Source organism: Rhizobium sp. TH2 (assembly GCF_024707525.1).
Taxonomy (GTDB): domain Bacteria; phylum Pseudomonadota; class Alphaproteobacteria; order Rhizobiales; family Rhizobiaceae; genus Rhizobium_E.
In genome coordinates, this window is sequence record NZ_CP062232.1 from 143,045 (window position 1) to 155,428 (window position 12,384).

14 protein-coding genes are annotated in these 12,384 nt (G+C 60.7%); 11 read left to right on the forward strand and 3 right to left on the reverse strand.

Going from position 1 to position 12,384, the window contains the following annotated elements:
• Positions 1 to 8: 8 nt before the first annotated feature.
• From IHQ71_RS29535 to IHQ71_RS29580, 10 genes are all read left to right on the forward strand, one after another.
• On the forward strand, positions 9 to 611 hold the full coding sequence (locus IHQ71_RS29535; RefSeq protein ID WP_258163046.1) for an amino acid synthesis family protein: 603 nt from the start codon (positions 9 to 11) through the stop codon (positions 609 to 611).
• Complete coding sequence (locus tag IHQ71_RS29540) at positions 586 to 1,392, forward strand: alpha/beta fold hydrolase (RefSeq protein WP_258163048.1); 807 nt, start codon at positions 586 to 588, stop codon at positions 1,390 to 1,392. The genes IHQ71_RS29535 and IHQ71_RS29540 overlap by 26 nt, the downstream gene beginning before the upstream one ends.
• On the forward strand, positions 1,382 to 2,305 hold the full coding sequence (locus IHQ71_RS29545) for a flavin reductase family protein (protein ID WP_258163049.1): 924 nt from the start codon (positions 1,382 to 1,384) through the stop codon (positions 2,303 to 2,305). The genes IHQ71_RS29540 and IHQ71_RS29545 overlap by 11 nt, the downstream gene beginning before the upstream one ends.
• Positions 2,306 to 2,310: 5 nt before the next feature.
• Complete coding sequence (locus IHQ71_RS29550; protein WP_258163050.1) at positions 2,311 to 3,348, forward strand: LLM class flavin-dependent oxidoreductase; 1,038 nt, start codon at positions 2,311 to 2,313, stop codon at positions 3,346 to 3,348.
• Positions 3,349 to 3,356: 8 nt separating this feature from the next.
• On the forward strand, positions 3,357 to 4,820 hold the full coding sequence (locus IHQ71_RS29555) for an aldehyde dehydrogenase (RefSeq protein ID WP_258163051.1): 1,464 nt from the start codon (positions 3,357 to 3,359) through the stop codon (positions 4,818 to 4,820).
• Positions 4,821 to 4,938: 118 nt separating this feature from the next.
• Positions 4,939 to 5,949 carry an ABC transporter substrate-binding protein gene (locus tag IHQ71_RS29560; RefSeq protein WP_258163052.1) on the forward strand — a complete coding sequence of 337 codons (1,011 nt, stop codon included), beginning with the start codon at positions 4,939 to 4,941 and terminating at the stop codon, positions 5,947 to 5,949.
• 83 nt (positions 5,950 to 6,032) lie between these two features.
• Positions 6,033 to 6,872, forward strand: coding sequence for an ABC transporter permease (locus tag IHQ71_RS29565; RefSeq protein WP_258163236.1), 840 nt, complete (start codon positions 6,033 to 6,035; stop codon positions 6,870 to 6,872).
• A 3-nt stretch (positions 6,873 to 6,875) separates the two neighbouring features.
• On the forward strand, positions 6,876 to 7,676 hold the full coding sequence (locus IHQ71_RS29570) for an ABC transporter permease (RefSeq protein ID WP_258163054.1): 801 nt from the start codon (positions 6,876 to 6,878) through the stop codon (positions 7,674 to 7,676).
• A complete protein-coding gene (locus IHQ71_RS29575) occupies positions 7,673 to 8,752 on the forward strand; it encodes an ABC transporter ATP-binding protein (RefSeq protein WP_258163056.1) in 1,080 nt (359 codons plus the stop codon). Before IHQ71_RS29570 ends, IHQ71_RS29575 begins: the two co-directional genes overlap by 4 nt.
• Positions 8,753 to 9,466: 714 nt before the next feature.
• Entirely contained in the window at positions 9,467 to 9,652 is a 186-nt protein-coding gene (locus IHQ71_RS29580; protein ID WP_374990075.1) for a hypothetical protein, read from the forward strand.
• Between the two features lie 106 nt (positions 9,653 to 9,758).
• Here the strand turns inward: IHQ71_RS29580 and IHQ71_RS29585 are convergent, their stop codons facing one another.
• Positions 9,759 to 9,935 (reverse strand): hypothetical protein, encoded by a 177-nt coding sequence (locus tag IHQ71_RS29585; protein ID WP_258163058.1) that lies wholly within the window; start codon positions 9,933 to 9,935, stop codon positions 9,759 to 9,761.
• A 199-nt stretch (positions 9,936 to 10,134) separates the two neighbouring features.
• Here IHQ71_RS29585 and IHQ71_RS29590 point away from each other — a divergent pair, with 199 nt between their 5' ends.
• The gene (locus tag IHQ71_RS29590) at positions 10,135 to 10,758 is read left to right on the forward strand and encodes a 3'-5' exonuclease (protein ID WP_308737977.1); all 624 of its coding nucleotides are present in this window, start codon (positions 10,135 to 10,137) and stop codon (positions 10,756 to 10,758) included.
• A gap of 157 nt (positions 10,759 to 10,915) precedes the next feature.
• Here the strand turns inward: IHQ71_RS29590 and IHQ71_RS29595 are convergent, their stop codons facing one another.
• The gene (locus IHQ71_RS29595) at positions 10,916 to 11,653 is read right to left on the reverse strand and encodes an SDR family NAD(P)-dependent oxidoreductase (RefSeq protein ID WP_258163060.1); all 738 of its coding nucleotides are present in this window, start codon (positions 11,651 to 11,653) and stop codon (positions 10,916 to 10,918) included.
• Between the two features lie 259 nt (positions 11,654 to 11,912).
• Positions 11,913 to 12,308, reverse strand: coding sequence for an Ohr family peroxiredoxin (locus tag IHQ71_RS29600; RefSeq protein WP_258163062.1), 396 nt, complete (start codon positions 12,306 to 12,308; stop codon positions 11,913 to 11,915).
• Positions 12,309 to 12,384 lie beyond the last annotated feature (76 nt).

A 12,384-nucleotide genomic window follows, 5' to 3' on the forward strand; every position in this document is an offset into this window, starting at 1 on the left:
GATTTCCCTTGGCGCCCACCATCCGCAAAACGCTTCTCCACGTGGAGACGGCGCTGATCGAAGGCGGGCGCGAGGCAGCCACGCCGCTCAAGCTGATCGCAGCCATGGCCGTGCTCAAGAACCCCTGGGCCGGTCGTGGCTTCGTGGTCGACCTGAAGCCCGAGATTCATGACGCCGCACCGGTGCTGGGTGCGCTGCTGACGAAAATGATCCTCGAAACGGCCGGTTCGGGCGATGTGGTCGAGGCCTACGGCAAGTCTGCCGTGGTCGGATTGGACGGAGAAATCGAGCATGCCTCTGCGCTGATCCACACATTGCGCTTCGGCAATCACTATCGCACGGCCGTCGGTGCCAAATCCTACCTCGCCTTCTGCAACACGCGCGGCCCGGCCAATGCGCCGATCATGATCCCGCTGATGGACAAGAACGACGAGGGCCGGCGTTCGCATTACCTGACAATCCAGTGCGCCATCCCCGATGCGCCGGCGGCTGACGAGATCGTTGTGGCGCTCGGCGCCTCGATCGGCGGCCGGCCGCATCATCGCATCGGCGATCGCTATCAGGACCTCAAGGAGTTGGGCCACGATGTTGCAAACCCTGCAGCGGTCTAGGACGCCTTCGGGCGCGGCCTATCTCGACCAGGGCGAGGGCGACGAAACCGTCGTCCTCATCCACGGGGTGGGCATGCGGATCGAGGCCTGGGGTCCGCAGATCGAGCGGCTGGCAGAGACCTGCCGCGTCATCGCCGTCGATCTCCCCGGCCATGGTGGTTCGACGCCGCTCGACGGGCCGCCACGTCTCGAGCAGTTCGTCGCGTGGTTCGGCCGAGTGCTGGAAGAGTTGTCATTGGGTCCGGTCAATGTCGCGGGTCATTCCATGGGCGCGCTGATCGTCACCGGGATTGCAGCGACTGCACAGGATAAGGTGCGCCGGGTCGCTTTGCTCAACGGCGTGCATCGGCGTAGTGAGGCTGCCCGGAAGGCGGTCATGGCGCGCGCCGACGAAATCGTCAGCGGCGCGTTCGATCGCGAGGCACCGCTCTCGCGCTGGTTTTCAGTCGAGGAACGCAACAGCGAGGCCTATGTCCTGGTGCGCGATCTTCTCCAGGCCGTCGATGCGGCCGGTTACGCAGACGCCTACAGGGCCTTTGCCTCTGGCGATTCGATCTATTCCGATTGTTGGCCAAGGGTGACCCGCCCGGCACTCTTCCTGACCGGAAGCGATGATATGAATTCGACCGCCGAAATGGCGCAGGGCATGGCGCGCGCCGCACCCCACGGCAAGGTCGTCGTCATACCAGGCCATCGCCACATGGTGAATCTTACGACGCCGGAAACGGTCAATGCGGCACTGGCCGACTGGCTGACATGGGAGGTGGAGAATGACACTTGAACCCAGAGCCCTGCGGGATGCCTTCGGCGCATTTCTCACCGGTGTCACCGTCGTGACGACCGTGGACCAGACCGGCGCGCCGTTCGGCTTCACGGCCAACAGCTTCACCAGCGTCTCCCTCGATCCACCGCTGCTGCTCGTCTGCCTAGCCCGCACCTCGCGCAATTATCAGACGCTGACCAGCGCCAAGGGTTTCGCCGTCAATATCCTGTCGGAGAGCCAGAAGGACGTGTCAAATACGTTCGCGCGGCCAGTGGAGGACAGGTTCTCGGCTGTCGAATGGCGCAAGGGTCCGCATGGCTCGCCCGTGTTTTCCGACGTCGCCGCCTGGTTCGACTGTTCGATGCATGAGCTTGTCGATGCCGGTGACCACGTTATCCTGATCGGCCGCATCGAGGCCTTCGAGAACAGCGGCAGGACCGGATTGGGCTATGCACGCGGCGGCTATTTCACACCAGCGCTGGCGGAAAAGACTCTGCTTGCCAATGCCGAGGGTGGGTTGCTGCTCGGTGCCGTTGCGGTGCGCGACGACGATATCCTGCTCGTGCCCGACAGCAAGGGTGGCTGGACGATTCCCTTCGTCGAAAAGCCCGAAAGCGATGGCATCGAAGCACTTGAAGATCACCTCCATACCCTGACAGGGTTGAGCGTGCAGACCGGCATTCTTTACTCCGTCTATGAAGACACCAAGACCGGCCGCCAGCAGGTGATCTACCGGGGCAGTCTCGGCGAGGGAACGCCGAGAACTGGACAGTTCTTTCCCATACAGGACCTGCCACTGGCCGAGATCGGCGACAATGCGGTGAACGAGCTCGTGAAGCGCTATGCTGCAGAGAGCACGCTGGGCAATTTCGGTGTCTATTTCGGCAATCAGGAAAAGGGCCGGGTGCACGCCGTGGCCGCTAAAGGGTAATCCCGATGAAATTCTCGCTCTTCGTCCATATGGAACGGCTGGATGCCAGCCAAAACCACCAGCAGCTCTATGAAGAGTTCATCAGGCTGTGTGAGATCGCCGACGCGGGTGGTATGCATGCGATCTGGACCGGCGAACACCACGCGATGGATTTCACTATTGCGCCAAATCCGTTCGTCAACATTGCCGATCTCGCGCGTCGAACCAAGAATGTCAGGCTCGGCACCGGCACGGTGATCGCGCCTTTCTGGCATCCGATCAAACTCGCTGGCGAAGCGGCGATGACCGACATCATTTCCGGCGGGCGGCTCGATATCGGGATCGCGCGTGGCGCCTATGGATTCGAATATGAGCGCCTGCTGCCCGGGCTGGACGCCTGGGGCGCCGGCCAGCGCATGCGCGAACTTATCCCTGCCGTGAAGGGCATCTGGAACGGCGACTACGCACATGACGGCGAGTTCTGGAAATTTCCCGCCACCACGTCCGCGCCGAAGCCGGTGCAGCAACCGCATCCGCCGATCTGGGTCGCGGCGCGCGATCCGAACAGCCATGAATTCGCGGTGGCCAACGGCTGGAACGTGCAATGCACGCCGCTTGCTAATGGCGAAGCCGAGATTTCAAGCCTGATGGAACGGTTCACCGCAGCCTGCGGCAAGAACCCAGATATCGAGCGGCCGAAGATCATGCTGCTGCTCCACACCTATGTGGGCAGTGATGCGGCCGATATCGAGCAGGCAGCTCGGGAGCTGAGCGTCTACTACAATTACTTCTTCGCCTGGTTCAGGAACGAGCGGCCAATCCACCAGGGCCTGATCGAACGACTCTCCGAAGAAGAACTCGCGGCCAATCCCAATCTGTCGCCAGAGATGATGCGGACGAACATGCCCATCGGCACGCCGGATGAAGTCATTCGCCGGCTAAAAGTCTACGAGGATCTCGGCTATGACGAATATTCGCTCTGGATCGACAGCGGCATGAGCTTCGAGCGCAAGAAGGCCTCGCTCGAGCGTTTCATTGCCGATGTCATGCCGGCTTTTCAGTGAGGCGAGAGATGCAACGGTTCCAGCAATATATCGACGGTGTCTTTGAGGACGGCTCGGCCCGCTTCGACAGCCTTGACCCCGCCACCGGCGATGTCTGGGCATCGATGCCGGAGGCTCGTGAGGAGGATGTCGACCGTGCGGTGAAGGCGGCCGAGAAAGCTCTCTGGTCCGGCGCATGGCCTGCAATGACGGCAACAGCGCGCGGCAAGCTGCTCTATCGCCTCGCCGACCTGGTGCAGGCCAACGCCCCCACGCTTGCCGAACTCGAAACGCAGGATACAGGAAAGATCATCCGGGAGACTTCGGCGCAGATCGCCTATGTCGCCGACTATTACCGCTATTATGCCGGGCTCACCGACAAGATCGAGGGCGCCACGCTCGCCATCGACAAGGCCGACATGGATGTCTGGACTCGCCGCGAACCGGTCGGTGTCGTCGCGGCGATCGTGCCGTGGAACAGCCAGCTCTTTCTCTCGGCGGTCAAGCTCGGGCCGGCGCTGGCGGCGGGCTGTACGGTGGTGGTCAAGGCATCCGAGGATGGCCCGGCACCGCTGCTCGAATTCGCCCGCCTGGTACATGAGGCCGGCTTCCCGAACGGCGTGGTCAATGTCATCACCGGCTTCGGGCCATCCTGCGGCAGCGCGCTCACCCGGCATCCCGGCGTGGCCCATATCGCCTTCACCGGTGGCCCCTCGACCGCCGCGCAGGTTGTGCGCAATTCCGCCGAGAGCCTCGCGACGACTTCCCTGGAACTCGGCGGCAAATCGCCGTTCATCGTCTTTGCCGATGCCGATTTGGAAAGTGCCGCCAACGCCCAGGTCGCTGGCATTTTCGCGGCCACCGGCCAGAGTTGCGTCGCCGGTTCGCGACTGATCATCGAGGCCTCGGTCAAGGATCGTTTTCTTGATCTGCTCAAAGCCAAGGCGGAAGCGATCCGCATCGGTTCGCCGCTCGATATGCGCACCGAAGTCGGGCCGCTCTGCACGTTGCGGCAGCGGGATCATATCGAGAAGATTGTCGCCGCGTCGATCGAGGCGGGTGCCAAGGTGGTCACCGGTGCGAAAGCCGTGGATGGCGAAGGCTTCTACTATCTGCCGACGATCCTTGATTGCGACGGTGTCACCTCGCCTTCGGTCGAGGCCGAACTGTTCGGGCCTGTGCTTTCCGTGATGTCCTTCGAGACGGAGGACCAGGCAGTCCAACTCGCCAACGATACCCGCTACGGACTGGCATCCGGGGTCTTCACCCGGAATCTCGCACGTGCGCACCGGATGATCCGAAAAATCCGTGCCGGCATCGTCTGGGTGAACACCTATCGCGCCGTCTCGCCTATCGCGCCCTTCGGTGGCTATGGCCAGTCCGGACAGGGCCGAGAGGGCGGCATGGCGGCGGCGCTCGACTATACAAGAACCAAGACAGTCTGGCTGCGCACCTCCGACGATCCGATCCCCGATCCCTTCGTGATGCGGTGAGCCATGTTCGACGAGATCCGCATCAACAAGATCATGACGCCGGCGGCCTTTTCGCCGCTCGGCGGAAATGCGCCTGCCTGAACAATACAACGACCAAACAGAACAAGGAAAAGGGAACATGAAAAACAGGATTGCTATCGCACTCTTCTCCGCCGCTCTCGGCTTCGCCGGAGCCGCGAGCGCCGAGGACATGGTCTTCACCAGCTGGGGCGGCACCACCCAGGACGCGCAGAAGGCCAGCTGGGCGGAGAGCTTCACCGGCGAAACCAAGATCAATGTGACGCAGGATGGTCCCACCGACTACGGCAAGATCAAAGCCATGGTCGAAGCCGGCAATGTCAACTGGGATGTCGTCGATGTGGAAGGCGACTATGCGGTCCAGGCCGGCAAGCTCGGACTGCTGGAAAAGCTCGACTTCTCCATTATCGACAAGTCCAAGCTCGATCCGCGTTTCGTGACCGACTATTCGGTCGGCAGCTTCTATTATTCCTTCGTCATCGGCTGCAACAAGGACGCTGTCGCCGCATGCCCGAAGAGCTGGGCGGATGTCTTCGATACCGCGAAATTCCCCGGCAAGCGCGCCTTCTACAAATGGTCCGCGCCTGGTGTGATCGAGGCGGCCCTGCTGGCTGACGGCGTAGCCGCCGACAAGCTCTATCCGCTCGATCTCGATCGCGCCTTCAAGAAGCTCGACACGATCAAGGCCGACATCATCTGGTGGGACAGCGGTGCGCAATCGCAACAACTGCTGGCCTCCGCCGAGGCGCCCTTCGGCTCCTTCTGGAACGGCCGCCTGACCGCGCTTGCCGCCACCGGTGTAACAGTCGAGACATCATGGACCAACAACATCACTGCGGCTGACTCGCTGGTCGTGCCGAAGGGGACCAAGAACAAGGACGCGGCGATGAAATTCATCGCGCATGCGACGAGCGAGCAGGCCCAGGCGAGCTTTGCGACCGCGACCGGCTATGCGCCCGTGAACCTCGAGTCCAACGTGCTAATGGACCCCGAACTGCGCAAGACCCTGCCCGACATGCAGGCGGATACCCAGGTCAATGCAGACATGGATTACTGGGCGGAGCATCGCGACGAGATCGGCACCCGCTGGTACGCCTGGCAGGCTCAATAAAGACCCGCAAGGGTTCCACGCGGACCGGCACAGCCGGTCCGCCATCTTCTGAACGGACGGCAACGATGGCAGTTTCAGCAACGATGGGTAACGAGGGACGAAAGGCGCGCAGGGACGGCAGCCTCAGCTATGTCGTGCCGGCGCTCGTGCTCGTCGTCCTGTTTTTCGTCGTGCCCGTTCTGATGCTGCTGATGCGCAGCGTGCTCGAACCCGAGCCGGGGCTGCAGAACTATGCGACCCTGCTCGGCTCCACCACCTATCTCAGGATATTCCTCAACACGTTCATCGTCGCGGGCGTGGTGACCATCATATCCGTTTTGATCGGCTATCCCGTGGCCTGGCTGCTTGCCATCATGCCTGAGAAATGGTCGCGGCTCGTGCTCGCCATCATCATCCTTTCGATGTGGACCAACCTGCTGACGCGCACCTATGCCTGGATGGTCCTGCTGCAGCGGACCGGCGTGATCAACAAGTCGCTGATGGGTCTCGGCCTGATCGACCAGCCGCTGCCGCTGGTCAACAATCTCATCGGCGTCACCATCGGCATGACCTATATCATGCTGCCCTTCGTAATCCTGCCGCTGATGGGCGTGATCCGCGCCATCGACCCTGCGATCCTGCGTGCCGCCGCACTCTGTGGCGCCACCAGCATGCAATGTTTCACCCGCGTGCTGCTGCCGCTGTCGCTGCCGGGGATCGCCGCCGGCGCGCTGATGGTGTTCGTCATGTCGCTCGGCTACTTCGTGACGCCGGCACTGCTCGGTGGCACATCCAACATGATGCTGGCGGAGCTAGTGGCCCAGTTCGTTCAATCGCTGGTCAACTGGGGCATGGGCGGGGCTGCGGCTCTGGTGTTGCTGGTTGTCACGCTGGCGCTCTACGCCGTGCAGCTCAAATTCTTCAACACCGCGCGGGCGAGGTAGGCCATGCTGCTCGATTTCGACAAGCTCGGCGCATGGCGATGGTTCCTGATCGGGTTGACCGTGCTGGTCTGTCTGTTCCTGATCCTGCCGATCGTCTTCATCGCGGCGCTTTCCTTCGGCTCGTCGCAATGGCTGATCTTCCCGCCGCCGTCCTGGACGCTGCGCTGGTATCATGACCTGTTCGCCGATCCGCGCTGGCTCTGGTCGGCACTGACCAGTCTCAAGATCGCGGCCATCGTCACCGTGCTGTCGGTGGTGATCGGCTTTCTCGCCGCGCTCGGCCTCAATCGCGGCCGGTTCGCCGGCCGTGATGCGCTCAAGGCGCTGTTCCTGACGCCGATGATCCTGCCGGTGGTGGTGCTTGCGGTGGCGCTCTATGCGCTGTTCCTCAAGTTCGGACTCGCAGGCACCACCATAGCCTTCGTGATCGCCCACCTCCTGATCGCGCTACCGTTCTCGATCATCTCGATCGGCAACGCGCTCGAGGGTTTCGATCGCTCGATCGAGGATGCAGCGATCCTCTGCGGCGCTAGCCCGTGGGAGGCACGCCTGCGGGTGACCGTCCCGGCGATCAGCCACGGCATATTCGGGGCGGCCGTCTTCTCTTTTCTCGCCTCGTGGGACGAGGTGGTGCTCGCGATCTTCATGGCGAGCCCGACGCTGCAGACGCTTCCGGTGAAGATCTGGTCGACCCTCCGGCAGGACCTCACGCCGGTGATCGCGGCGGCCTCGACCCTGCTCATCGCCTTCACCATTCTCCTGATGATTACAGCGGCACTCGTCCGCAAGGGACGAAAAGCATGACCGAGCCATTTCTCAGCATTCGCGGCATCCGCAAGGTCTATGGGGCCGTCACCGCGGTCAAGAATGTCAGCCTGGACATTGCCGAGGGCGAGTTCATGACCTTTCTCGGGCCGTCCGGCTCCGGCAAATCGACAACGCTCTACATCCTCGCTGGCTTCCAGGACCCGAGCGCCGGCGACATCCTGCTGAAGGGCAGGAGCCTGCTCTCGACGCCCTCCCACAAGCGCAATATCGGCATGGTGTTTCAACGCTATACGCTGTTTCCGCATCTGAGCGTCGGCGAGAATGTCGCATTTCCTTTGCGGGTCCGCCGCCGGCCACAGGCGGAAATCGCCGAGAGGGTGAAGGCTGCGCTCAAGCTCGTTCGGCTTGATGGACTGGAAGATCGCATGCCGGCGCTCATGTCCGGTGGCCAGCAGCAGCGCGTGGCGCTTGCCCGCGCACTGGTCTATCAGCCCCCGGTATTGCTGATGGATGAACCGCTCTCGGCGCTCGACAAGAAGCTGCGCGAAGAAATCCAGTTCGAGATCCGCCGCATTCACCAGGAAACCGGCGTCACGATCCTCTACGTCACCCACGACCAGGAGGAGGCACTCAGGCTCTCCGATCGCATCGCCGTCTTTTCGCAAGGGGAAATCGACCAGATAGGCACGGGCCAGGAACTCTATGCCGAACCCGCGACCCGTTTCGTTGCTGGTTTCATCGGCGACAGCAATTTTGTCGAGGCCGATGTGGTCTACAGTGACGGCAAGCATGCCAGCCTGAAGCTGCCAGGAGGGGCTGTGATCGAGGGAGTGCCGCTGCATGGCGTGGAGGCCGGTGGCGTTAAGGCGTCGCTGATGCTGCGGCCCGAGCGTATCGACCTCAAGCCGAGCAGTGGTGCCGGCGCCATTGCTGGCGAAGTCCGCGATATCACCTTCCTCGGCAACAACATCCATGTTCTGGTTGCGCCGGCGGGTGCCGAGCCCATTTCCGTTCGCCTGCCTTTCGGCCATGCCGCACTTGCCAAGCTTGCTCCCGGTGCAATGGTGGAGATGAAGTTCAACGCCTCTGAGGCTCGGGCTTTCATGTCATAGCGATATTCTTTCAGCGTACGAATCGCAGGAGGCTCGACGGCAGCCTTTAAGCAAACCTCCCTAGATCACGGGCAACCTAGGCCCGAGCACCAGTGTGCTAAACAGCTGCAGATGATGCTTGCGACGCTGCCACCTACTCAACTCGACCAAGTTCCGCGACAATGAGTGGCGATCAGGAGACTGGGAGCAAACGACCGTTGGCGCCGCTTGAGCTTGGATGGCGATTGTTGGGTGCAGATCGGGCCGTTGCAGTGACCAAACACTCAGGGCCGTGAATGATAGCAGAACGGCGGGGTTGCCGGTTCCACTCCCATCAAAGCGTTTTCCACTCCAAGGTAGGTGTCGCCGGATGTGGGCGGCAGACAGTTATCGACCTCGCTGGCCAATGTTTTCGCACTGCGAGGGATAATGTTGCGTTGCGGAAGCGTATTATGGAACGACGTACCCCAAAAACGTGCGAAATGTCATACAATTGAAACTAGATTCTACTGTGCGCTGTTATCCAATTGACAAATCCATGAGCTAATGTATTTTCTGACCCGTTAGCGGATAGGTCGGCCCCGAGATGAAGAGGAGAGTGTCTTGACTGTTTTCACAAGAACCTTGTCTCTCATTTCCATCCGGAAAATGCATGGTTGTCGCGATCGAATGTGACGCGAGTTGCGTCCTCTCTCGCATCCCCCACACAGTCGCATTTTGATCGGAGACTCCCTGATGAAGCAGGTCGTCGAATACCAAGGCATTGCTGTTGGCGTCCTCATACCGGCCGACAATTATCTAGCTTTTCTTGCTGTCAAATTTGATGTCATCGACCTTGATGGCAGACATTTTTCCTCGGCCGCAGAAGCGCGCGAAGCCATCAGAGACCATGTCACAAAGCGCGAACCTCTCGCTGCCTAGTCGCGCTGGTCGAGCGTTCTCAATGGTACTAACCCGACAATCTAATTCATAGCGAGCCCTACTAGGGTGGATTTGACCTTAAAGGTCGCGATCTTCACGGACAGGATCAGTGCTTGCGATCGCCCTTGTCGCCCTGGCCCGGCTTGGCTTCGGTCTTTGCGTCCCGCCGTGCATCGGCCGAAAGCGATCGGGAGACATCAACGCTTTTCTTGAACTTGTCCTCGTCGTCACGCCGGACATAGCGCTTGTCATTGCCGGTATCGATCATCTCACGCTTGGTCATAATGGACTCCAATTGTTTCGCGAAGACTTCAACGCGGTTGATCGCCGAAAGATGCATGCCGAGTCGCGGATGCCGAGGCGACCCTACTTTGGGTCCGGTTTGTTCACGATTAGAGTCTTGACTGTTCCGTTACATGTACGGGCCGCGATAGACATGTGGATATACGGATGCCGGAATAGATCGAGCAGCGACATGGCCGATGCTGGCAGGTATTGAATTGCATGGCATTACAGTTCGACATGTTTTCAGACGACGAGCGCGAGACAGGGCGCAAGCGCGGCCGTGGCGTGCCATCAAACCGCGAGCCGTCACGAGAGCTGACCGAAGCCGACATGTGCAGCATCTCCAAGACACAGGGCGGTATCGTATTCTCAGGAAACTCGAGCCGAGGGCTGTTGCCGAGGGCGTTCGTCCGGAGTTTCCACTGCGGGGTGTGATCCTCGACACCGAGACAACAGGATTTGATCATCGCAAGGACGAAATCATCGAGATCGGTGCGATTGCCTTCACCTTCGATCACGCCGGCAACATCGGCGACGTCACCGGTCTTTATGGTGGCCTGCAGCAGCCGACAGTCCCCATACCGGCCGACGTCATCAAACTAACCGGTGTCACCGATGACACGGTCGCCGGTCAGGCGATCGATTTGGCAGCACTGCGAGACCTCATAGACCCGGCCGATCTTGTGATCGCCCATAATGCTGGTTTCGACCGCCCGTTCTGCGAGGCGGTTTCACCGATCTTCGCTGACAAGGCTTGGGCGTGCTCGAACTCTGTGATCCAATGGGCCGCTCGCGGCTATGAAGGTACGAAGCTCGGGTAAGAGGTTTGTGTTGACAGCAGGTCGTCGGTTCTGATCCCGTCAAGTCCTTCGAAAAAGTAATGCTGGATGCGGGAAGCAACTCCCTCTGGCGCTTGGTTGCGGTGAATACCACGAACCCCGCCGCGCAGGTATGGCGGGGTCGATCCTGCGCCTTTGGTCAGAACTGGGCGAGCCCGCCGTCCACGAAGAGTTCAACGCCGGTGATGTAGCTGCTGTCATCGGAAGCCAGGAAAAGGGCGGCCTTGGCAACATCGTCCGGTGTCCCTATGCGGCCGAGCGGCACGTTGGCATTCATCGCATCGCGTACAGTCTCATCGAGAAGAACTGAAAGGCCGGGCGTCTGCGTATGACCGGGGCTCAGCACGTTTACACGGATGCCGCGGCCCTTGAGATCGACAATCCAACTACGGGCAAACGAACGGATGGCCGCCTTGCTAGCGTTATAGACGGAGAAAGCCGGCGAGCCCTTTATCGACGCAATCGACCCCGTCAGGATCACAGATGCGCCCGCCGAGAGCAGCGGAAGCGCCTTCTGCACGGTAAAGAGAAGGCCGCGCACATTGGTATTGAACGTCTTGTCGAAATGTTCTTCGGTGATTTCACCGAGTGTGCCGAATTCGTATATGCCAACATTGGCGAAGAGGACATCGATACGGCCGGTCTCTGTTTTGACGACCTCGTAGATCCGATCGATGTCGGCGAGGTTCGAGGCGTCGGCCCGGATTGCGGTGGCGTTTCCTCCGATCTCGGCGACGGCCTTGTCGAGTTCCGACTGGCGACGACCTGTAATGAACACCTGTGCGCCTTCCTTGACGAAGCGCTTTGCCGCGCCAAGCCCGATGCCGGCGCTGCCGCCTGTGATGACGGCTACCTTGCCTTCAAGTTTCCTTGTCATTGTTTCGTTCCTTTAAAAATGCGCCGGTTGTTGCTAGGCGCTGTGCGTATTGATCCGCCCTCTGATTGCGTGGAAGCGCAGCTAAGTGCGCTGAAATCGACACGGTCTCGGCGAGCAGTTCAGTTGTGAATGCCATTTCGACTTCTCAGCGAGCGGTTCACCTGGCGAAGGACATGAGTTGCCAATTCCGATGCTTGCGCTCTCTGCCGATCGGTTGGTCGGGCCTGGCTGTCTGCACAGACAGGCCCGACAAAGCGGTTCAGATCAGGTTGGTCGCAACGTTGACGTGGCCGTGCGTCGCCTTGGAGTAGGGGCAGATGCTGTGTGCGGCCGCGAGCAGTTCGCGAGCAATGGTGGGATCGATGCCAGGGACGCTGACATTGAGGCGAGCGCTCAGGAAGTAGGAGCCTTCCTCGGCGTTCAGATCGATCTCGGCGTCGACCGATGTTCCTGCTGGCAGCTTGATCTGCCTTTGCGAGGCGGCGAGCTCGATTGCGCCCATGTAGCAGGCCGACCAGGCGGCACCGAACAGATGTTCTGCGGCGGGATGCGGCTGCTTGAACCTGATGTCCAGCTGACCGTCGCTGCTGCGGGTTCCGCCGTCGCGGCCGTTGGTGTTGTGTGTCTTGCCAGTGAAGATTACCTTGGAGGTCATAGCGAATTTCCTTTTGTAGCTGTTGATGTTTGAACGACTGCACTTCTGTGCTGACCAAGAGCTACTTCGCCGAGAC

Coding starts and splice junctions, on each gene's coding strand:
- IHQ71_RS29550 (WP_258163050.1), top strand. CDS start 2,311: ATGAAATTCTCGCTCTTCGTCCATATGGAACGGCTGGATGCCAGCCAA.
- IHQ71_RS29590 (WP_308737977.1), top strand. CDS start 10,135: ATGCTGGCAGGTATTGAATTGCATGGCATTACAGTTCGACATGTTTTC.
- IHQ71_RS29575 (WP_258163056.1), top strand. CDS start 7,673: ATGACCGAGCCATTTCTCAGCATTCGCGGCATCCGCAAGGTCTATGGG.
- IHQ71_RS29600 (WP_258163062.1), bottom strand. CDS start 12,308: ATGACCTCCAAGGTAATCTTCACTGGCAAGACACACAACACCAACGGC.
- IHQ71_RS29565 (WP_258163236.1), top strand. CDS start 6,033: ATGGGTAACGAGGGACGAAAGGCGCGCAGGGACGGCAGCCTCAGCTAT.
- IHQ71_RS29540 (WP_258163048.1), top strand. CDS start 586: ATGTTGCAAACCCTGCAGCGGTCTAGGACGCCTTCGGGCGCGGCCTAT.
- IHQ71_RS29545 (WP_258163049.1), top strand. CDS start 1,382: ATGACACTTGAACCCAGAGCCCTGCGGGATGCCTTCGGCGCATTTCTC.
- IHQ71_RS29595 (WP_258163060.1), bottom strand. CDS start 11,653: ATGACAAGGAAACTTGAAGGCAAGGTAGCCGTCATCACAGGCGGCAGC.
- IHQ71_RS29560 (WP_258163052.1), top strand. CDS start 4,939: ATGAAAAACAGGATTGCTATCGCACTCTTCTCCGCCGCTCTCGGCTTC.
- IHQ71_RS29585 (WP_258163058.1), bottom strand. CDS start 9,935: ATGACCAAGCGTGAGATGATCGATACCGGCAATGACAAGCGCTATGTC.
- IHQ71_RS29580 (WP_374990075.1), top strand. CDS start 9,467: ATGAAGCAGGTCGTCGAATACCAAGGCATTGCTGTTGGCGTCCTCATA.
- IHQ71_RS29570 (WP_258163054.1), top strand. CDS start 6,876: ATGCTGCTCGATTTCGACAAGCTCGGCGCATGGCGATGGTTCCTGATC.
- IHQ71_RS29555 (WP_258163051.1), top strand. CDS start 3,357: ATGCAACGGTTCCAGCAATATATCGACGGTGTCTTTGAGGACGGCTCG.